Annotated in this window: 21 protein-coding genes; 9 read left to right on the top strand and 12 right to left on the bottom strand. The window is 69.9% G+C overall.

From position 1 onward, the window contains the following. Positions 1-25: 25 nt before the first annotated feature. From RM1_RS21240 to sdhC, 4 genes are read right to left on the bottom strand one after another with little or no spacing between them, the layout of a single operon-like run. Positions 26-802, bottom strand: coding sequence for a succinate dehydrogenase iron-sulfur subunit (locus RM1_RS21240; protein WP_027500271.1), 777 nt, complete (start codon positions 800-802; stop codon positions 26-28). Next, positions 802-2,553 (bottom strand): succinate dehydrogenase flavoprotein subunit, encoded by a 1,752-nt coding sequence (gene sdhA, locus RM1_RS21235; RefSeq protein ID WP_072753667.1) that lies wholly within the window; start codon positions 2,551-2,553, stop codon positions 802-804. Before sdhA ends, RM1_RS21240 begins: the two co-directional genes overlap by 1 nt. 15 nt (positions 2,554-2,568) lie before the next feature. Further along, positions 2,569-3,009 (bottom strand): succinate dehydrogenase hydrophobic membrane anchor subunit, encoded by a 441-nt coding sequence (locus RM1_RS21230; RefSeq protein WP_027500269.1) that lies wholly within the window; start codon positions 3,007-3,009, stop codon positions 2,569-2,571. 1 nt (position 3,010) lies between these two features. Next, the gene (gene sdhC, locus RM1_RS21225) at positions 3,011-3,415 is read right to left on the bottom strand and encodes a succinate dehydrogenase, cytochrome b556 subunit (RefSeq protein WP_072753666.1); all 405 of its coding nucleotides are present in this window, start codon (positions 3,413-3,415) and stop codon (positions 3,011-3,013) included. 268 nt (positions 3,416-3,683) lie between these two features. Here sdhC and RM1_RS21220 point away from each other — a divergent pair, with 268 nt between their 5' ends. The 3 genes from RM1_RS21220 to RM1_RS21210 are packed head-to-tail and all read left to right on the top strand — an operon-like array spanning position 3,684 to position 6,489. Beyond that, positions 3,684-4,103, top strand: a complete 420-nt coding sequence (locus RM1_RS21220; RefSeq protein WP_072753698.1) for a cytidine deaminase — start codon at positions 3,684-3,686, stop codon at positions 4,101-4,103. Then, positions 4,100-5,401 (top strand): thymidine phosphorylase, encoded by a 1,302-nt coding sequence (locus RM1_RS21215; RefSeq protein WP_072753665.1) that lies wholly within the window; start codon positions 4,100-4,102, stop codon positions 5,399-5,401. Before RM1_RS21220 ends, RM1_RS21215 begins: the two co-directional genes overlap by 4 nt. Then, positions 5,398-6,489 carry an adenosine deaminase gene (locus RM1_RS21210; RefSeq protein ID WP_072753664.1) on the top strand — a complete coding sequence of 364 codons (1,092 nt, stop codon included), beginning with the start codon at positions 5,398-5,400 and terminating at the stop codon, positions 6,487-6,489. Before RM1_RS21215 ends, RM1_RS21210 begins: the two co-directional genes overlap by 4 nt. A 6-nt stretch (positions 6,490-6,495) precedes the next feature. Here the strand turns inward: RM1_RS21210 and RM1_RS21205 are convergent, their stop codons facing one another. From RM1_RS21205 to RM1_RS21185, 5 genes are read right to left on the bottom strand one after another with little or no spacing between them, the layout of a single operon-like run. Continuing rightward, positions 6,496-7,764, bottom strand: coding sequence for a SatS C-terminal domain-containing protein (locus RM1_RS21205; protein ID WP_072753663.1), 1,269 nt, complete (start codon positions 7,762-7,764; stop codon positions 6,496-6,498). 10 nt (positions 7,765-7,774) lie between these two features. Beyond that, the gene (locus tag RM1_RS21200) at positions 7,775-8,086 is read right to left on the bottom strand and encodes a YbaB/EbfC family nucleoid-associated protein (RefSeq protein ID WP_143069513.1); all 312 of its coding nucleotides are present in this window, start codon (positions 8,084-8,086) and stop codon (positions 7,775-7,777) included. Continuing rightward, positions 8,083-8,415 (bottom strand): hypothetical protein, encoded by a 333-nt coding sequence (locus RM1_RS21195; RefSeq protein WP_072753662.1) that lies wholly within the window; start codon positions 8,413-8,415, stop codon positions 8,083-8,085. The genes RM1_RS21200 and RM1_RS21195 overlap by 4 nt, the downstream gene beginning before the upstream one ends. Then, complete coding sequence (locus RM1_RS21190; RefSeq protein ID WP_072753661.1) at positions 8,412-9,629, bottom strand: C40 family peptidase; 1,218 nt, start codon at positions 9,627-9,629, stop codon at positions 8,412-8,414. The genes RM1_RS21195 and RM1_RS21190 overlap by 4 nt, the downstream gene beginning before the upstream one ends. 2 nt (positions 9,630-9,631) lie before the next feature. Then, positions 9,632-9,955, bottom strand: a complete 324-nt coding sequence (locus tag RM1_RS21185) for a type VII secretion target (RefSeq protein ID WP_072753660.1) — start codon at positions 9,953-9,955, stop codon at positions 9,632-9,634. Positions 9,956-10,053: 98 nt separating this feature from the next. On the opposite strand from RM1_RS21185, the gene upp reads away from it, so the two are divergent. Continuing rightward, entirely contained in the window at positions 10,054-10,683 is a 630-nt protein-coding gene (gene upp, locus RM1_RS21180) for a uracil phosphoribosyltransferase (protein WP_072753659.1), read from the top strand. A gap of 3 nt (positions 10,684-10,686) precedes the next feature. On the opposite strand, the gene RM1_RS21175 is transcribed toward upp, so the two are convergent. Then, positions 10,687-12,222 (bottom strand): phospho-sugar mutase, encoded by a 1,536-nt coding sequence (locus RM1_RS21175; protein ID WP_072753658.1) that lies wholly within the window; start codon positions 12,220-12,222, stop codon positions 10,687-10,689. Further along, positions 12,219-13,031 carry a purine-nucleoside phosphorylase gene (locus tag RM1_RS21170; RefSeq protein ID WP_072753657.1) on the bottom strand — a complete coding sequence of 271 codons (813 nt, stop codon included), beginning with the start codon at positions 13,029-13,031 and terminating at the stop codon, positions 12,219-12,221. The genes RM1_RS21175 and RM1_RS21170 overlap by 4 nt, the downstream gene beginning before the upstream one ends. Positions 13,032-13,049: 18 nt before the next feature. On the opposite strand from RM1_RS21170, the gene RM1_RS21165 reads away from it, so the two are divergent. From RM1_RS21165 to RM1_RS21155, 3 genes are read left to right on the top strand one after another with little or no spacing between them, the layout of a single operon-like run. Further along, positions 13,050-13,748, top strand: coding sequence for an enoyl-CoA hydratase/isomerase family protein (locus RM1_RS21165; RefSeq protein ID WP_072753656.1), 699 nt, complete (start codon positions 13,050-13,052; stop codon positions 13,746-13,748). Positions 13,749-13,800: 52 nt separating this feature from the next. Next, positions 13,801-14,976 (top strand): M20 family metallopeptidase, encoded by a 1,176-nt coding sequence (locus RM1_RS21160; protein ID WP_072753655.1) that lies wholly within the window; start codon positions 13,801-13,803, stop codon positions 14,974-14,976. Next, positions 14,973-16,136, top strand: a complete 1,164-nt coding sequence (locus tag RM1_RS21155) for a M20 family metallopeptidase (RefSeq protein ID WP_072753654.1) — start codon at positions 14,973-14,975, stop codon at positions 16,134-16,136. The genes RM1_RS21160 and RM1_RS21155 overlap by 4 nt, the downstream gene beginning before the upstream one ends. On the opposite strand, the gene RM1_RS21150 is transcribed toward RM1_RS21155, so the two are convergent. Continuing rightward, positions 16,133-16,606, bottom strand: a complete 474-nt coding sequence (locus RM1_RS21150; protein WP_027500255.1) for a gamma-glutamylcyclotransferase family protein — start codon at positions 16,604-16,606, stop codon at positions 16,133-16,135. The two genes, RM1_RS21155 and RM1_RS21150, sit on opposite strands and share 4 nt — an antisense overlap. A 163-nt stretch (positions 16,607-16,769) precedes the next feature. Here RM1_RS21150 and RM1_RS21145 point away from each other — a divergent pair, with 163 nt between their 5' ends. Both RM1_RS21145 and RM1_RS21140 read left to right on the top strand, forming a co-directional pair. Further along, complete coding sequence (locus RM1_RS21145; protein WP_072753653.1) at positions 16,770-18,173, top strand: NAD(P)H-quinone dehydrogenase; 1,404 nt, start codon at positions 16,770-16,772, stop codon at positions 18,171-18,173. 174 nt (positions 18,174-18,347) lie between these two features. Further along, positions 18,348-19,532 (top strand): aminotransferase-like domain-containing protein, encoded by a 1,185-nt coding sequence (locus RM1_RS21140; protein WP_245816524.1) that lies wholly within the window; start codon positions 18,348-18,350, stop codon positions 19,530-19,532.

Here is a 19,532-nt window from a genome sequence, read left to right as displayed (position 1 = left end):
ACCGCGCCTCAAGCGTCTGAATTGCTCAGCGTGCGAACAGCAGTGCGCGCTTGACTTCCTGGATCGCCTTCGTCACCTGGATGCCGCGGGGGCACGCGTCGGTGCAGTTGAAGGTGGTGCGGCAGCGCCACACGCCATCCTTGTCGTTCAGGATGTCCAGACGCTCCGAGGCACCCTCGTCGCGGCTGTCGAAGATGAACCGGTGCGCGTTCACGATCGCGGCGGGGCCGAAGTAGCTGCCGTCGCTCCAGTAGACCGGGCACGAGGTGGTGCAGCACGCGCAGAGGATGCACTTGGTGGTGTCATCGAAGCGCGCGCGGTCGGCCTGCGACTGGATGCGCTCGCGGGTCGGCTCGTTGCCGGAGGTCATGAGGAACGGCTTCACGGCGCGGAACGCGTCGAAGAAGGGCTCCATGTCCACCAGCAGGTCCTTCTCCACCGGCAGGCCCTTGATGGGCTCGACCGTGATGGTGAGGGTCTTGCTGGGGTCCTTCGGCAGCATGTCGCGCATCAGGACCTTGCAGGCGAGCCGGTTCACGCCGTTGATGCGCATGGCATCGGAACCGCAGACGCCGTGCGCGCAGGAGCGACGGAACGTCAGCGTGCCGTCCAGGTAGCCCTTCACGTAGAGCAGCAGGTTCAGCAGGCGGTCGGTGGGCAGGGTCGGGACCTGGAAGCTGTCCCAGTGCTGGCCCTCGCCGTCCTCGGGGTTGAAGCGGGCGATCTTGAGGGTCACCATCACGGCGCCCTCGGGAACGGGCGGCAGCGCGGGGGCGTCCTTGTCTACAACGGGTGCGGACATCAGTACTTACGCTCCATCGGCTCGTAGCGGGTCATGACTACCGGCTTGTAGTCGAGACGGATGTCGGAGAGCAGACCGTCGCCTTCCTTGTAGGCCATGGTGTGCTGCATGTACTCGGCGTCGTTGCGGTCCGGGTAGTCCTCGCGCGCGTGGCCGCCGCGGGACTCCTTGCGGTTGAGCGCGCCGACGACGGTCACCTCCGCCATCTCCAGCAGGAAGCCGAGCTCGACGGCCTCGAGCAGGTCGCTGTTGTAGCGCTTGCCCTTGTCCTGCACGGTGATGTGGTTGTACCGCTCCTTGAGGGCGCGGACGTCCTTGAGCGCGTTGCTCAGCGTGGTCTCGGTGCGGAACACGGACGCGTTGTTGTCCATGGTCTGCTGCAGCTCGGTGCGGATGTCCGCGACCCGCTCGGTGCCGTGGTCGGACAGGATGACCGCGAGCCACTCCTCGACCATCTTCGCCGGGTTCTCCGGCAGCTCAACGAAGTCGGTGTTCTCGGCGTGCTCGGCGGCCGCGATGCCGGCGCGACGGCCGAACACGTTGATGTCGAGCAGCGAGTTGGTGCCGAGACGGTTCGCGCCGTGCACGGAGACGCAGGCGCACTCGCCGGCGGCGTACAGGCCGGGAACGATGTCCTCGTTGTTGCGCAGCACCTCACCGCGGATCTTGGTGGGGATGCCGCCCATCACGTAGTGGCAGGTCGGGTACACGGGCACCAGCTCGGTGACCGGGTCCACGCCGAGGTAGGTGCGGGCGAACTCGGTGATGTCGGGGAGCTTCTCCTCGAGCACCTCCTCGCCGAGGTGGGTCACGTCGATGTAGACGTAGTCCTTGTTCGGGCCCGCGCCGCGGCCCTCGAGCACCTCGAGCACCATCGAACGGGCCACGATGTCGCGGGGCGCGAGGTCCTTGATGGTGGGGGCGTAGCGCTCCATGAAGCGCTCACCGTCCGCGTTGCGGAGGATGCCGCCCTCGCCTCGGACGGCCTCCGAGATCAGGATGCCCAGGCCCGCGAGGCCTGTCGGATGGAACTGGTGGAACTCCATGTCCTCCAGGGGCAGGCCCTTGCGGAAGATGATGCCCATGCCGTCACCGGTGAGGGTGTGGGCGTTGGAGGTGGTCTTGTACATGCGTCCCGAGCCGCCGGTGGCGAACACGATGGACTTGGCATGGAAGACGTGGATCTCGCCGGTGGAGAGCTCGTAGGCGATGACACCCGTCGCGACGGGGCCGTCCTCGGTCTCGGTGAGCGCGATGTCGAGCGCGTAGAACTCGTTGAAGAACTCGACGTCGTGCTTGACGCAGTTCTGGTAGAGCGTCTGCAGGATCATGTGGCCGGTGCGGTCCGCGGCGTAACACGCACGGCGCACGGGCGCCTTGCCGTGGTCACGGGTGTGCCCACCGAAGCGGCGCTGGTCGATCTTGCCCTCGGGGGTCCGGTTGAACGGCAGACCCATCTTCTCGAGGTCGAGGACCGCGTCGATGGCTTCCTTGGCCATGATCTCGACCGCGTCCTGGTCGGCGAGGTAGTCGCCGCCCTTGACGGTGTCGAAGGTGTGCCACTCCCAGTTGTCTTCCTCCACGTTCGCCAGCGCGGCGCACATGCCGCCCTGGGCCGCACCGGTGTGGCTACGGGTGGGGTAGAGCTTGGTCAGGACCGCGGTGCGCACCCGAGGGCCGGCCTCGATGGCGGCGCGCATGCCGGCGCCGCCGGCACCGACGATGACCACGTCATAACGATGTTCCTGCATGAAGTTTCTGCTCCCCTAGCTCGCGACGATATTGGGGTCGAAGGTGAAGATGACGTAGGTGCCCAGGCCCATGATCAGGATCATCGACACCACGAGAAGCGTGTTGAGCCAGAAGCGCGTCGAGTCCTTGCGCGAGTAGTCCGCGATCACGGTGCGCAGGCCGTTGCCGCCGTGCAGCTGGGCGAGCCAGAGCATGGTGAGGTCCCAGAACTGCCAGAACGGGCTGGACCAGCGACCCGCGACGAACGCGAAGTTGATGCGGTGCACGCCGCTGTCCACCATCAGCATGATGAACAGGTGGCCCAGGACCAGCACGATCAGCGCGAGTCCGGACAGGCGCATGAACAGCCACGCGTAGAGCTCGAAGTTGTTCTTCGCGGCGCGACGCGGCGAGCGCGGGTTCTCCAGGCTGGCGGGACGGTCGTAGGACGTGCCGAGAGTCTTGGCTTCAGTCATGTCAGTGCCCCGCAAACATGTTGTAGAAGATGCGACCGGCGCCGGGAATCATCACGACGAACCAGATGGCGATGATGATCCAGAGCATCGGGCGCTGGTACTGCGGACCCTTCGACCAGAAGTCCACGAGCATCACGCGGACGCCGTTGAGTGCGTGGTACAGAACCATCGCGACCAGGGCGAGCTCCATGAGCCCGACGAGCGGGTTCTTGTAGGTCTCGATGACCCGGTCGTAGGTGTCCGGGTTGACTCGCACCAGTGCGGTGTCGAGAACGTGGACGAAGAGAAAGAAGAATGTCGCGACTCCGGTGATCCGGTGTAGAACCCAGGACCACATGCCGGGGTCGCCCCGGTATAGCGACCGTGTGCGCTCCTTCGCCGGAGCGGCTTCAGTCGTGCTACTCATCGAGTGCTGTGCCTCCAACGTCTTTGGTGGACGTGTCGCACCCCGTTTGGCTGTTTCATCTGGGACGACCCTGGAGTTTTCAGCCTTGGCGCGACGTGTACCTGAACCGACTTCCTGAACTGTAATCCCCGTCCAATCGGGGAACTAATTCGAGATGCGGTTCGTACGAAGGGGTGGCGAGCTTCTTAGGTTTGCCTGTCCAATGGCCGCAGGGGCCGTTCCGGGGATCTTCTGCATCCATTCAGTGGGCGTGCCAGGATGGCTCACCGTGGCCGAAATTGATTGGAAAACGTTGCGCGACAATGCTGATCGCGCCATGAGATCCGCCTACGCGCCGTACTCCGGGTTCCCGGTGGGAGCGGCGGCGCTGGTCGACGATGGACGAATTGTCGTCGGATGCAATGTGGAAAATGTCTCATACGGACTGGGCCTGTGCGCCGAATGTGGACTGGTCAGTAACTTGCACTCCTCGGGCGGCGGCGCCCTTGTCGCCTTCAGCTGCCGGGACGGCAGTGGGCAGACGCTGATGCCGTGCGGGCGCTGCCGACAGCTCCTGCTCGAGCACGGCGGGGGCGGCCTCCTGGTCGACGCTCCCGGCGGGCCCGTGCCGCTCGCGGAGCTCCTGCCTGCGGCTTTCGGTCCGCAGGACCTGGACCGGGTGCGACAGGACCGGGGGTCGAGGTCATGACCGATCCCGTTTCCATCATCACAGCCAAGCGGGACGGCGGTGAGCTCAGCGCGGCGCAGATCCACTGGGTCATCGACGCGTACACCAGGGGCGAGGTCGCAGACGAGCAGATGTCGGCGTTGGCCATGGCGATCGTCTTCCGCGGACTCACCAGGGCGGAAACCGCCGCATGGACCGATGCGATGGTCGCCTCGGGCGGACGGATGGACTTCTCGCGCCTGCGCAGGCCGACGGTGGACAAGCACTCGACCGGCGGTGTCGGCGACAAGATCACCCTCCCGCTGGCTCCGTTGGTCGCGGCCTGCGGCGCTGCGGTCCCGCAACTGTCCGGGCGCGGCCTCGGCCACACCGGGGGCACCCTCGACAAGCTCGAGTCGATTCCTGGCTGGCGAGCGGACCTCGGGGCCGAGGAGATCCACTCGATCCTGGCGGACCCCGAGGTCGGCGCGGTGGTGTGCGCCGCAGGCTCCGGGCTGGCACCCGCGGACCGGAAGCTCTACGCGCTGCGCGATGTGACCGGCACCGTCGAATCCATCCCGCTGATCGCCAGCTCGATCATGAGCAAGAAGATCGCGGAGGGGACCGGTGCGCTGGTGCTCGATGTCAAGGTCGGCTCCGGCGCCTTCATGAAGAACCTCGACGACGCGCGCGAATTGGCCTCCACGATGGTCGATCTCGGAGCGGACGCCGGGGTCCGCACGGTCGCCCTGCTCACCGCGATGGACAGCCCGCTCGGCAACACCGCGGGCAACGCCCTCGAGGTGGCGGAGTCACTGGAGGTGCTCGCGGGCGGCGGACCAGCCGATGTGGTGGAACTGACGCTGACGCTCGCGCGGGAGATGCTCGCGGCGGCTGGCATCGACGGGATCGACCCGGAGCGGGCGCTGCGCGACGGGCGGGCGATGGATCGCTGGCGGTCGATGGTCCGCGCGCAGGGCGGGGACCCACGCGCAGCCCTGCCGGCCGCCCGCCATCACGAGGTCGTGCGGGCGACCGAGTCCGGCGTGCTGACCCGGCTCGACGCCATGGCCGTCGGTGTCGCGGCCTGGCGGCTCGGCGCCGGCCGCGAGCGTCAGGGCCAGGCCGTGCAGGCCGGGGCCGGAGTGCGCTGGCACGCCAAACCGGGCGAGACGATCGCCGCGGGCCAGCCGCTGTTCACGCTGTACAGCGACACCCCGCGCCTGTTCGAACCGGCGCTGGCCGCGTTGGCGGACGCGTGGGGCGTCGGCGACACGCCGCCGTCGACGGCGCTGGTCTTCGAGCGGATCGGCCTGAGCGGGTCTAGCGTCGGAGCATGAGCCCGACACCGCTCGATCTCCCACACATCAGGACCGCGCCCAAGGCACTGCTGCACGATCACCTGGACGGGGGACTGCGGCCGGCCACCGTACTCGAGCTGGCCCATCAGGTCGGCTACGACGCCCTGCCCGCCGACGACGCCGACTCGCTGGCCCAGTGGTTCGCCGAGGCCGCGGGCAGCGGTTCCCTGGTGCGCTATCTGGAGACCTTCGAGCACACGGTCGCGGTGATGCAGACCCAGGAGGGACTCGCCCGGGTGGCCAGGGAGTGCGCCGAGGACCTGGCCGCGGACTCGGTGGTCTACGCCGAGGTGAGGTTCGCCCCTGAACAGCACCTGGAGGCGGGGCTGAGCCTCGACGAGGTGGTGCACCACACGCTGCTCGGGTTCGAGGAGGGCGTGGCCGCGGCCCGCGAACTCGGACGCGAGATCCGGATCGGCTGCCTGCTCACCGCCATGCGGCACGCCGCCAGGTCGCGGGAGATCGCGGAACTGGCCGTGCGGTTCCGGGACCGCGGGGTGGTCGGGTTCGACATTGCGGGCGCCGAGGCCGGGCACCCGCCGAGCAGGCATCTCGACGCATTCGAGTACATGCGGACGAGCAACGCGCACTTCACCATCCACGCGGGCGAGGCGTTCGGGCTGCCGTCCATCCACGAGGCCATCGCGTTCTGCGGCGCGGATCGGCTCGGCCACGGGGTGCGGATCACCGACGACATCACCGTGGCCTCGGACGGCACCGCGAGCCTGGGCCGGCTCGCGAACTACGTGCGGGACAAGCGCATCCCGTTGGAGCTGTGCCCGAGTTCGAATGTGCAGACCGGTGCGGTGGAGAGCCTGGAGAAGCACCCGTTCGACCTGCTGGCGAGGGAGCGCTTCCGCGTCACGGTGAACACCGACAACCGGCTGATGAGCGCGACCAGCATGAGCGAGGAGATGCTGAAGCTGGTCACGACGTTCGGCTACGGCTGGAGCGACCTGGAGCGGTTCACGATCAACGCGATGAAGTCCGCCTTCATCCCGTTCCCCGATCGGCTGCGCCTGATCGACGAGGTGGTCAAGCCCGGCTATGCGGTGCTGATCGGCTAGCGCCGGTCACTCGACGCGCAGGCGCGCTTCGAACTCGCGCTCGAGCGCCCGCCATGCCTCCGACTCGGCGTCGAACGGCGGGTTCGGCGCCAGTCGGCTGGGGTCGGGGTTGAGCGTGTACGAGACGTACCAACCGAGCGGGGTGGAGGCCGCGAGGGCCTGCTCGGTGGACTCGTCATCTGCGTAATCGGCTGCGTCGGTGAACAGTTCGACCGCAAGATCGAGCTGGTCGGCGTCGACCGACTTGGGTCCCTGCGCGAGATCGTCCGCGAGGCCGGGCAACACGTAGACGTTCTCGTCGGTGACCTCGATCTCGAGCGCGCCGTCGACCGCGGCGGTCTGCACGTCCGTGTAGGTGCTCACCTGTGCGAGGTCGTGGTCGTGGTTGTCGGCCAGGTAGCGGGCGAGCGCGCGCTCGGAGGTGAAGACCAGGATCCGGCCCGACCTGCCGAGGAAGATCGGCTCGTCGTCGAGGTAGCACCGCAGCGTGTAGTACACGGCGCCCGAGGTGATGATCTTGATCGGGTCGATGCCGACGGATGCCCAGAACGACTCGTCCTCCGCGGCAAGGGCGATCGGGTCGACGGTGTCGTCGTCGAGGTCCACCGTCATGAACTCGAGCTCGTCGTCCTCATCGGACTCTTCAGCGGCGTCCTCCGCGTCGACGATGTTCTCTTCGGCGGCAAGGATTTCGGCTTCGGCGACGGAGACGGCGGCCTGGTCGACCTCGGGGGTCGCGACGATCGCGTCGATCGCGTCGAGCACATCGTCCCAGCCACCGGCGACCGCGGTGCCGATCTGGATCCACAGCTCCTCGCCCTCGCGACCGGCGAAGGCGTTCTCCCCGCCGGAGAGCGCCCCGAGGACGGGATGGCCGCCGAAGAACTTGGTGACGGTCTCGAGCTCGCACACCTCGCCGATCGTGCGCACCATCTCGAGGGTCTCCTCGAGTTCGGCGATGGTGAGGGCGTCCGGATCTCCCGCGGCGAGCTCGGGCACCCCCACCAGGTCGTAGACGTGCGTCTCGTCGGGTTCCAGCTCCGAGGCACCCAGGGCCGACAACGTCGACCAGGACGGGTGCTCGACCAGGTCGTTGTCCGAGTTGGTGCGGGTGAACGCGGCCAGTTCGGCGACCGACTCGAAGGCGTACAGGTCCTCGTCGTGGCCGAGGAAGGCCTCCCACTCGTCGTCCCCCTCGCGCCACCGGGGAGCCCACAGCGTGACGAGGTCACCATCGGTGAGACCGAGCTGGATCGGGACGATGTCTCCTGCCATGGCTGGCAGCCTAGTCGGTGAACGAGGCCTGGAGCGACGCCAGTATCTGTTCCCGGCGGTCGGCCACCATCTGGGCGGCCCTTGCCGCGGTCGCGGTGATCATCGCCGCCAGTTCACGGGAGTCGACATGGGCGATCGACTCGGAGATCCACAGGCCGCTCATCCCGCCGTTCTCGTCGACCTGGACGCTGACCAGACCCGAGTCGTGGGTCACCCGGGCCCTGGCCCGGGTGAGGTCGTGCAGCGCGTCCTCGAGGTGGTTGGCCCGGTCGATGGCACGTTCGACGACGAGGTCCATCTCGTGCCCGCTGTTCACGCTCACAGCTGCCGCATCCAACTGGTGGGGGCGGCGTCTTCCTCGTCCTCCACATCGTGGCGGGCGGCCAACTCGTTCCTGGTCGGCAGGCCGAGCGCGTCGAGCACCTCGGCAGGCACGCCCTGCTCGGTCAGGTCGGCGCGCCTGCGGACCTTCGCCTCCGCCGCGGCGCGCGTGCAGACCTCGAGGATCAAGGCGGCCAGTTGCGTTCCGCCGTAACGGAGTTCGCGCCGGTCGATGTGGATCGCCAGGGGCAGGCCCTGATCGGTTGCGCGCACGGTGATGGTTCCGGCGCGGTTTGCCACTGTCGCCACCGCGACCTCGTCGGCGCTCATTCGGTCGGCCTGTAGAAGCCGTGGAAGCCCATGCCGATGTTCTCGGTGCGGACCGAGCTCACCTGCACCGGATCCCCTGCCTCGACCATCTGACCGTTTCCGATCACCATCGCGACGTGGCCGTCCCAGACCGCGAGGTCACCGGGCTGCAGGTCGGACTGGCCCACGGGGATGCCAACGCTCTGTTCCTGGGCGAGCCGGGGGATCTCCACGCCTGCCTCGCCGTACGCCCACTGGGTGAGCCCGGAGCAGTCCAGGCCCTGTCCTGGTGTGGTGCCACCCCACTCGTAGGGCACGCCCTGCTGGCTGAGCGCGTTGCGGACCGCGTCCGCGGCCTCGCGGTTCGGCGCCATCGCCGTGCTGCCGTCGGGCAGGAAGATCTCGACCCCCTCGCTGCTGCCAAGCGAGTCCGAGCTGCTGCCGGTTCGCCGGCGGGTGGGGGACTTGCCGATCTCGGGGGGAGCGGTGCCCGAGCCCCGCCCGAGCGGGTTGCCGCCGCCGAGCCCGCGTCCGGTCTGGCCCATCGCGCCGCTGAAGCCGGAGTAACCGTTGCCGGACGCGGACGAGGCGGCGTTGCCGAAGCTGTTGCCGAAGCCGCTGAAGGCGTCGCCGCGCTGCTGCAGCGAGGACGCGGGCGTGGTGCCTGCGCCCGCGGATGCCGTTGGGCGGATCGAGGCCTGCGCGGCACCGGGATCGGCGGGATCCGTCGACTGCTCGGGCACGGTCAGCGCCGTCATCTTCGCGGTGTGCGCGGTCAGTTCGGCGCGGACCCGGGCGACCACCGTCAGCCCCCGGGAGAGGTGATCGATCGCGGCGGCGATGATCATGATCTGGCCGGGCGGGGTGGTGAGCGTTGGGCCCGCCGCGACGGCGACCGAGATGAACGACTGCAGGATGCCCTCGAGCTCGACCATCCCGGTGTTCACGTCGTGGGAGGCGGCCGTGAGGACACCGGCGATCTCGGTTCCCCTGTCGGAGAGCTGAACCTGCTGGGCCTGGGCCTGGTCCGCCTTGGCCACGGCGGCGTCGGACGCGACGCCGGTCCACACGCCGCCCAGTTCGGCGATGCCGAGTTTGCCGATGGCGTACGCGGAGTCCAGCGCGATCGAGGCGATCTTCATGGCATCGGCAGGCCCGCCCGACGGCATCACGCCGGTGCCGAAGGTGTCCACGAGTTCGATGATGGGGCGGGCGAGGAGATCGATCCCGATCATGCTCAGGCCTCCAGTCCGTTGCCGGTGGCGCTGAGTCCGGTGGCCGCGCCGAGGTCCGCGGCGTCGTACGCCGCGGCAGACGCGTGTGCGGCCTCGCTCATGCTGCCGAGTGTCCGCGCGAGGTCGGTCAGCGCGGCCGCGTGGCCGCCGTGCGCTGCCGCGAAGGCGGCGACGAAATCGCCGCCGATCAGCCCGAAGGCGGGGCCGAGCAGGACGGGGCCGGCGGCCGCCGTTCCGAGCGCGGCGGTCTCGACCTGCGCCGCCATCGACGAGGCCGTCGCGCCGTAGGCGCGGATGCCCTCGGTCACGGCCGAAAATTCAGTCATGTCGTTCCCCCGGGGTCAGAACTGTGCGTCACAAGGTTGGACGCCGCCGACGCCGCTCCGGTTCCATCGACACGAATTCCCCGCATATTCTTTTCGCCATGGACACCCATGTGGTCGATCACCCGCTCGCCGCCTCGCTGTTGACCACGATGCGCGACGCGGCGACCGACAACCCGACCTTCCGGTCTGCGTTGCGCGAGCTGACCCAGATGCTCATCTACGAGGCCATCCGCGACGCCGAGATCGAGGTGTTCGAGGTGCAGACCCCGGTCGCGCGCGCCCGCGGGGTCCGGCTGGCAACGCCGCCGTTGCTGGTGCCGGTGCTGCGTGCCGGGCTCGGCATGGTCGAGCAGGCGAGTTCGCTGATCCCGCAGTCGCAGGTCGGCTTCGTCGGCATGGCTCGCGACGAGCAGACCCATCAGCCGGTCCCGTACCTCGAATCGTTGCCCGACGACCTGTCCGGGATCCCGGTGTACGTGCTCGACCCGATGCTCGCCACCGGTGGTTCGATGGTGAGCACCATCGAACTCCTCGTCGACAGGGGAGCTGTCGACATCACCGCGGTGTGCGTGGTCGCGGCCCCGGAGGGCGTCACCGCACTGAAGGACTCGGGATTCCCGGTCCGGTTGGTCACCGCGAGCATCGACGAGGGACTCAACGACGACGCCTACATCGTCCCCGGCCTCGGTGATGCGGGGGACCGGCAGTTCGGCCCGCGCTGGATCTGAGCGTCACAGCTCGCGCGCGTAGTCGCGTAGGTCCCGCAGTCGGGTCGCCGCCTCCGCCCGCGCCCGGTCCAGGTCGGATCGGTCCTCGACGTCCACCACGACCTCGAGGTAACACTTGAGCTTGGGCTCGGTTCCGGAGGGCCGCACCACCATTCGGGTGCGTTCGCCGCGAAGCACGACCGCGTCGGTGCGCAGCGCGCCACGACGGGCCAGCAGGTCCTCTGCGGTGACATCGTCGCCGGCAAGGGACCGGGGCAGCGCGGCGCGCAGTCGGGCCATCAGGTCCGCGAGCTCACCCTGGTGTCCGACCCGCCGCGACACCTGGTCGCCCGCGTGCACCCCGAACTCGACCGCGTAGTCGTCGAGGACGTCCAGCACGGACCGGCCCCGCGCCTTGAGCCCGGCCGCCAGATCGGCCATCAGCACGGCCGCGGAGATCCCGTCCTTGTCGCGGACGACCTCCGGGTCCACGCAATGCCCGAGCGCCTCCTCGTAGGCATAGACGAGGCCGGCGCCCGCCCGGACCAGCCACTTGAAGCCGGTGAGGGTCTCGGCGAACCGAGCGCCCCTGGCCGCCGCGACCTTCGCGAGCAGCTGCGAGGACACGATCGTGGTCGCCACGAGCGGATCGGGTCCGGCGGTGGACAGCACGTGGTCGCCGAGCAGGACGCCGGTCTCGTCGCCGCGCAGCATCCGCCACCCGTCGGGGCCGGGGACGCCGACCGCACACCGGTCCGCGTCCGGGTCGAGTGCGATCGCGAGGTCGGCACCGACGCTCTCGGCGAGCTCGAGCAGGGCGTCGGTGGCGCCGTCCTCCTCGGGATTGGGGAACCGGACGGTGGGGAAGTCGGGGTCCGGATCGAATTGGCTCGTCACGGTGTGCAGATCGGTGAAGCCCGCCGCGGTCAGCGCCGCGATCGCGGTGTCCCCGCCGACGCCGTGCAGCGGCGTCAGCGCGATGCGCAGGTCCCGGTTGCTCCCTCGCGGGAGTGCGGCCACCCGCGCCAGGTACTCGGTGAGCAGCGCCTCGTCGGTCGGCGTGGCTGGGGCCCGGGGGACCGCGTTGGCGGGCCCGACCGCCGCGATGGCGTGTTCGATCTCCCGGTCGGCCGGCGCGATGAGCTGTGCCCCACCGTCCGTGTACACCTTGTAGCCGTTGTCGGTTGCGGGATTGTGCGAGGCGGTGATCTGGACTCCCGCGGCGGCACGGAGCCTGCGGACGGCGAACGCGAGCACCGGCGTCGGCAACGGTCGGGGCAGCACCACCACGTCGAACCCGGCGGCCGCGAGCACCTCTGCGGTCGCGTCGGCGAACTCCCGCGAACCGTGCCGCGCGTCACGGCCGACCACCACGGTGGACCCGCCGAGGCAGCGGGCCTGCAACCAGGACGCCAGCCCGGCGGTGGTCCGGACGACGGTGTCGACGTTCATCCCACCGGGCCCCGGCCCCAGCGGCCCGCGCAGCCCGGCGGTGCCGAAGGTAAGCGGCGTCACGTTCTCGTCCGGCGTCGTCCGGCCCGGCACCGTCTCGTCCGTCACAGCCGGGCGACCAGGTCGCGGAGCAGTTCGCCGATCCGGGCGGCCGACGCGGAGCCGGCCGCGAGGACCTCGGAGTGGTCGAGGGGTTCGCCGGTGATGCCTGCGGCCAGGTTGGTCACCAGCGACAGCCCCAGTACCCGTGCGCCGATCGCCCTGACGGCGATCGCCTCGTGCACGGTCGACATCCCGACCAGGTCGGCGCCGAGCACCCGCAGCATCCGGATCTCGGCAGGCGTCTCGTAGTGCGGTCCCGGCAGCCCCGCGTACACGCCTTCGGTCAGGGTCGGGTCGATCCGCCGGGCGAGCGCGCGCAGGTCGGGGGAGTACGCGTCCACCATGTTCACGAACTCGGCGCCCACCAGCGGGGACCTGGCCGTCAGGTTCAGATGGTCGGAGATCAGGACCGGGGTGCCGACGCTCATGCCCTCCCGGATCCCGCCGGCCGCGTTGGTCAGGATCACGGTTCCCGCGCCCGCGGCGCAGGCGGTCCGGACCGGGTGCACCACCCGGCTCAGGTCGTGCCCCTCGTAGGCGTGGGTGCGACCGAGCAGCAACAGCACCCTGGTGTCGCCGACGCGCACCGAGCGCACCTGCCCGGCGTGCCCGGAGGCGGACGGTGCGGCGAAGCCGGGCAGGTCCGCCATCGGCACCGTGGCGGACGGGGCACCGAACGCGTCCGCCGCGGCCTGCCACCCGGAGCCGAGCACCACCGCCACGTCGTGGGCGGGCACACCGGTGCGTTCGGCGAGCTCACTCGCGGCCCGCGCCGCGGTGCCGAACGGGTCGGCGGCCAGATCGGAATCGTCCATGGCCGCTATTGTGCCCATATGCCATTTCTTGAGCGCGACGGCGACGTATTCATCCTGTACCTCGGTGACGAGGGTCAGACGGACAGCGAGAACCGCTTCCATCCGGACTGGATCACCGCGATCCACGCGAAGCTGGACGAGGTCGAGGCCCACGAGGGTCCCGCTGCCCTGGTCACCTACGCCACCGGCAAGTACTACAGCAACGGTCTCGACACCGATTGGCTGTTCGGCAACCTCGACAAGTCGCACTGGTACCTGGACCAGGTGCACACCGTGTTCACCCGGCTGCTGACCTTCCCGATGGTCACGGTCGCGGCCGTGCAGGGCCACGCGTTCGGGGCAGGCGCCATGCTCGCCACCTCGCAGGACCTGCGGGTGATGCGCGCGGACCGGGGCTTCTACAGCCTGCCGGAGGCGGCACTGAACATGCCGTTCACCATCGGCATGAACGCGCTGATGACGACCGCCCTGCCGCGCCAGACCGCGGTCGAGGCGATGACGACCAGCCGGCGGTACGGCGGACCGGACGCGCTCGCGGCCGGGATCGTGAACCAGACGGCGGATGGCGACGGCGTGCTGGCCGCCGCGGTGGCGCGGGCGGCGGCGGCGACGGCGCTGCACGGGCCGAACCTCGCCGGGATCAAGTCCGGTATCCACCGGCCGGTCCTCGAGGCGTTCGCCGTGCCGACGGATCCGTCGAACCTCAGCTTCGGGTAGCCCTCGGGCCGGAGCGGCGGGTGACGCCCGACACGGATGAGATACTGGAGCCGTGAACTCGGAAGTGGTCGGTACGGTCGCGGCAGCGGCGTCCGACCTCGTCGCGCTGTCGCATTCGATCCACGCGGAGCCGGAGCTCGCTTTCGAGGAGCATCGCAGCGCCGCAAAGGTCGCGGAACTGCTCGCACAGAGCGGTTTTGACGTCGAGTCGCCGGTGGCCGAGCTGCCGACGGCATTCTCCGCGAGCTACGGCAGCGGCGACCTGGTCATCGGGATCCTCGCGGAGTACGACGCGCTGCCGGAGATCGGACATGCCTGCGGGCACAACATCATCGCGGCATCCGCGGTCGGCGCGGGCCTCGCGCTCGCGCCGCTCGCGGATCGCCTCGGTATCACCGTCCGGGTGCTCGGCACCCCTGCCGAGGAGAGCGGCGGCGGCAAGGTGCTGATGCTCGAGCGCGGTGTCTTCGACGGCCTCGGCGCGGCGATGATGGTGCACCCCGGCCCGGAGGACATCGCGGGCGTCGCCTCGCTCGCGATGGCCGATCTGGCCGTTGTCTTCAGCGGCCGCGAGGCGCACGCCTCGGCCGCGCCGCAGCTCGGGCGCAATGCGGCCGACGCGGCCACCATCGCGCAGGTGGGCCTCGGACTGCTCCGTCAGCACCTGTCCGCCGGTCAGCAGATGCACGGGATCGTCAGCGACGGTGGGATCGCGCCGAACATCGTGCCTGCCAGGACCGAGATGCACTACTACCTCAGGGCGCAGACCTCGGAATCGCTCACCGACCTGACGGACCGGGCGCTGGCCTGCTTCGAGGCCGGTGCGCTGGCGGCCGGGTGCACACACGAGATTCGTACCGTCTCACCGAACTACACCGAGTTGCGGCCCGATCCGTGGCTGGTCCGGTCCTATCGTGAACTGATCGTGGAGATGGGGCGCAGTCCATTGGCCCCGGCATTGGAAGGATCGCGTCCCTTGGGCAGCACAGATATGGGCAACGTCACGCACGTGTTGCCGGGGATCCACCCCGTGATCGGGATCGAGTCGGGCGGCGCGGCCACCCATCAACCGGCGTTCGCCGCTGCGTGCGTGACCGAGTCCGCGGATCGTGCGGTCACCGACGGCGCGGTGGCGCTGGCGGGCACCGCGATCCGCGCGGCGACCGACCCCGAACAGCGCGCGCGTCTGCTCGAGGGCGCACACCGACGAGGGGTGGGCAGTCGATGACCGAGTGGATCGACCGCTGGGTCGCCGACCACGCCGCCGACCTCTCGTCGTGGCGGCGGCACATCCATGCGCACCCGGAGCTGGCCCGGCACGAGTACGCCACCACCGAGTTCGTCGCGACCCGGCTGATCGCGGCCGGGCTGGCACCCGAGATCCTGCCCGGCGGAACCGGTTTGACCTGTGACATCGGCCCGGACGGTCCGCGGGTCGCGCTTCGGGCCGACATGGACGCGCTCCCGCTGCAGGAGGCAACCGGAGCGCCATACGCGTCCACGGTCACCGGGGTCTCCCACGCGTGCGGCCACGACGCACACACCACCATCCTGCTCGGCGCGGGCCTTGCGCTCGCCCAGGCGCCGGACCTACCGGTCGGGGTGCGGTTGATCTTCCAGCCCGCCGAGGAGGTGATGCCGGGCGGCGCGCTGGATGCGGTGGCCGCCGGAGCGCTCAAGGATGTGTCGAGAATCTTTGCGCTGCACTGTGACCCACGGCTGGAGGCGGGCCGGGTCGGCGTCCGGCTCGGTGCGATCACCTCCGCGGCGGACACCGTCGAACTGATCCTCGATTCCCCCGGAGGGCACACGTCCCGACCGCACCTGACCACCGACCTGGTGTACGCCCTCGGCACGGTCATCACCGGACTGCCGGGCATGCTGAGCAGGCGGATCGATCCGCGCACCAGCACGGTGATGGTGTGGGGCGCGGTCACCGCGGGGCAGGCGCCGAACGCGATCCCTCAGTCCGGCAGGCTGGTCGGCACCGTCCGGACCGGCGACCACGACACCTGGGCGCTGCTCGAACCGATGGTCCACGAGATCGTGGACGGTCTGCTCGCGCCGACGGGCGTGCGCTACCAGCTCAACTACCGGCGCGGCGTGCCGCCGGTGGTGAACGACGAGGACTCCACCCGGATGTTCGAGAGCGCGATCGCCATGCTCGGACCGGACGCGAGATCGGACACCCCGCAGTCCGGCGGCGGCGAGGACTTCTCGTGGTACCTCGAGGAGGTTCCCGGCGCCATGGCCCGCCTCGGGGTGTGGTCGGGAGTCGGGCCGCAGCTCGACATCCATCAGCCGACCTTCGACCTGGACGAGCGGGCGCTCGGGGTCGGGGTCCGGGTGATGGCCAACCTGCCGCTGGCCGCGGCAGGCGTTCTCTAGCTGGGGTAGCCGGGGGTCCCAGGGCCAACGTTGCGGCTGTTGCGGGTCCGCAGGTCGCGGACGTACTCGGCGGGCGCTCCCGCGATCTCGGCGGCCTCGGCCATCACGCCGAGGTAGCGCGCGGAGGGCAGCCCGCCCTCGTAGGCGTCGAGGACATAGAGCCACGCCAGCACCGGTTCGCCGTCGGTGTCGACGCGGAGCCGGATCTTGCGGTGGATGCCGAGCTCGGAGCCCTCCCAGCGGTCCAGGCTCACCTCGTCCTCGTCGGGGACGTCGTAGAGCACCACGAAGACGCTGGAGTCGGGGTCCTCGACGACGGTGGCCAACGCGCCTTCCCAGCCGATGTCGCCGCCGCTGAAGGTCAATCGCCAACCGTGCAGCCAGCCCGTTCCCGCCATCGGCGAGTGCGGGCAGCGCTTGAGCATCTGCTCCGGATGCATGTTGGACCCGTAAGCGGCGTAGATCGGCACGGCGAAAGCCTAAACCGTGGCGGGGCGACTGCAGAACCGCACACAGCAAAACGGAACACGTTCGCCGCAGGGAACCGGTGTCGACGTGCGTCGGAGTGGGCCGGTGCAATAGCGTGGAATGCACCGACAACTGCGTAACAGCTCCCGAACAACTGGAGGATGAATGACCCGGATCGTGATCATCGGCGGCGGACCGGCCGGGTATGAGGCGGCGCTCGTCGCCGCCCAGCACGGCGCGACGGTTTCGCTGATCGATTGCGACGGGGTCGGCGGTGCGTGCGTGTTGTGGGACTGTGTGCCGTCGAAGACGTTCATCGCCTCGACCGGCGTGCGCACGGACATGCGCAGGGCCGCCGACCTGGGCATCAGCCTCGAGCCGTCCCAGGCCACCATCTCGTTGCCGCAGATCCACTCCCGGGTCAAGAGCCTCGCGCAGGCGCAGTCCTCGGACATCAGGGACCGGCTCCAGACCGTCGGCGTCGAGCTGCTCGTCGGGCGCGGGGAGCTGATCGACCAGGAGCTCGGCATGGCGGCGCACCAGGTCAAGGCGACCCTGCACGGCGGAGGCGAGCGGGTGCTCGACGCCGACGTGGTGCTGATCGCCACCGGCGCGAGCCCCCGCATCCTGCCGTCCGCCAAGCCGGACGGCGAGCGCATCCTGAACTGGCGTCAGCTCTACGACCTCGATTCGCTGCCCGAGCACCTGGTTGTGGTCGGTTCGGGCGTCACCGGCGCCGAGTTCGTCTCCGCCTACACCGAGATGGGCGTCAAGGTGACGATGGTCTCCAGTCGCGACCGGGTGCTGCCGCACGAGGACGCGGACGCGGCCCTCGTCCTCGAGGAAGCGCTGTCCGAGCGCGGTGTGACCCTGGTCAAGCACGCCCGCGCCGACTCCGTCGAGCGCACCGAGGACGGCATCGCGGTGACGCTGGCCGACGGCCGGGTGGTGACCGGCAGCCACGCCCTGATGACGGTCGGTTCGATCCCCAACACCAACGGTCTCGGTCTCGAGCGGGTCGGCATCGAGCTCGACCAGGGCGGTTACCTGCGGGTGGACCGGGTCTCGCGCACGTCGGTGTCGGGGATCTACGCGGCGGGCGACTGCACCGGCCTGCTGCCGCTGGCCTCCGTCGCGGCGATGCAGGGCCGGATCGCGATGTACCACGCCCTCGGCGAGGGCGTGAGCCCCATCAAGCTCAAGACCGTCGCCTCCGCGGTGTTCACCCGTCCCGAGATCGCCACCGTCGGCGTCAGCCAGGCCGCGATCGACGACGGCGAGGTGCCTGCTCGCACCGTGATGCTCCCGCTCAACACCAATCCGCGGGCCAAGATGTCGGGCCTGCGCCGCGGTTTCGTGAAGATCTTCTGCCGCCCGGCCACCGGCGTGGTGATCGGCGGGGTCGTGGTCGCCCCGACCGCGTCGGAGCTGATCCTGCCGATCGCCATCGCGGTGCAGAACAACCTGTCGGTGAACGATCTGGCGCAGACCTTCTCGGTGTACCCGTCGCTGACCGGGTCCATCACCGAGGCCGCCCGCCAGCTGATGCGCCACGACGACCTCGACTGACGCTGCCGGTCCCACGATATGAAACGCAGGGTTCATATCGTGGGCCCGCCTGTGTGATAGTCGATGGTGCCGGCCGCGACCATCGGCCCCCGCTTCGGCGCCTCCCGCCCCGCAGACCCGGGACGACCAGGTGTTTTTTGCCTCGTCCATTCCCCGTCTGCCCCGGGAGGTCTCGTGTCCCTGTCCCCACACCCGTCATTCGCGCGCCGCATCGGCGGGCTGCGCAGCTCCGCGATCCGGGACCTGCTCACCATCACCGCCCGTCCCGAGATCGTCAGCCTCGCCGGTGGGTTGCCCGACCCCGAGCTCATCCCGCGGACGCGGATCCGGGAGGCGAGCGAGGCGGTGCTCGCGCGTCCGGACGCGGTCCAGTACACCGAGACCGCTGGCTGGTTCGGCCTGCGTGAGGTGATCGCCGCGCGGGAATCCGCGGCCGGGTCGCGCGCGGTGGACCCGCGTGAGGTGGTGGTGACGCATGGGTCCCAGCAGGCACTGAGCCTGCTCGCCCAGGTGCTGCTCGATCCCGGCGCCACGGTCGTCGTCGAGGAACCCGCCTACACCGGTGCCCTCCAGGTGTTCCGCCTCGCCGAGGCGAGGATCCTGACGGTGCCGCTCGACGCGGACGGGATGCGCACCGACCACCTGGAGGAGCTCCTCACCGCGGGCGAACGGCCAACGCTGGTGCACACGGTGAGCAACTTCCACAACCCCGGCAGCGCGACGATGTCCGTCGCGCGCAGGCGCCATCTCGCGGCGCTCGCCGAGGCGTACGGGTTCTGGGTGATCGAGGACGACCCGTACGGCGAGATCTGGTTCGATGCCGCGCCGCCCGCCCCGGTCGCGGACCACTCGGACCTGGTCATCCGGCTCTCGAGCGCGTCGAAGATCCTGGCGCCCGCGCTGCGGGTCGGGTGGCTGCGAGGCCCCCGCGCCGTCTGCGAGGCCGTCGAGTTGGTCAAGCAGGGCGCGGACCTGTGCGGATCAACGCTCACCCAGCAGATTGCGGCGACCATGCTGGCCGACGAGCCGTGGCTGGCCGGGCACCTGGAGCGGATCCGCGGCGTCTACGGCGCCCGTGCCGGGGCCCTCGCCGCGGCGGTCGCCGGCGCGTTCGGCGACGCCGTGTCCGCAACCGAGATCGGCGGCGGCATGTTCTGCTGGCTCGAGTTCCGCGACGGCACCGACACCGGGCTGCTCCTGGCGGCCGCACTCGACCACGGCGTCGCGTTCGTGCCCGGATCGGCCTTCGCCGTCGGCGGTGACCATCGGGGAACCGCCCGGTTGTGCTTCACCACCAACGACGAGGCCACCCTCGGCGAGGCGGTCGGCAGGCTGGCGGCCGCGCACCGAGGCCGCTGA

The sequence above is a fragment of the Rhodococcus maanshanensis NBRC 100610 genome (assembly GCF_001894865.1).
Taxonomy (GTDB): Bacteria; Actinomycetota; Actinomycetes; order Mycobacteriales; family Mycobacteriaceae; genus Rhodococcus_G; species Rhodococcus_G maanshanensis.
Note: the sequence above shows the minus strand (reverse complement) of the source record. Positions and strands in the feature narration are given on the sequence as shown.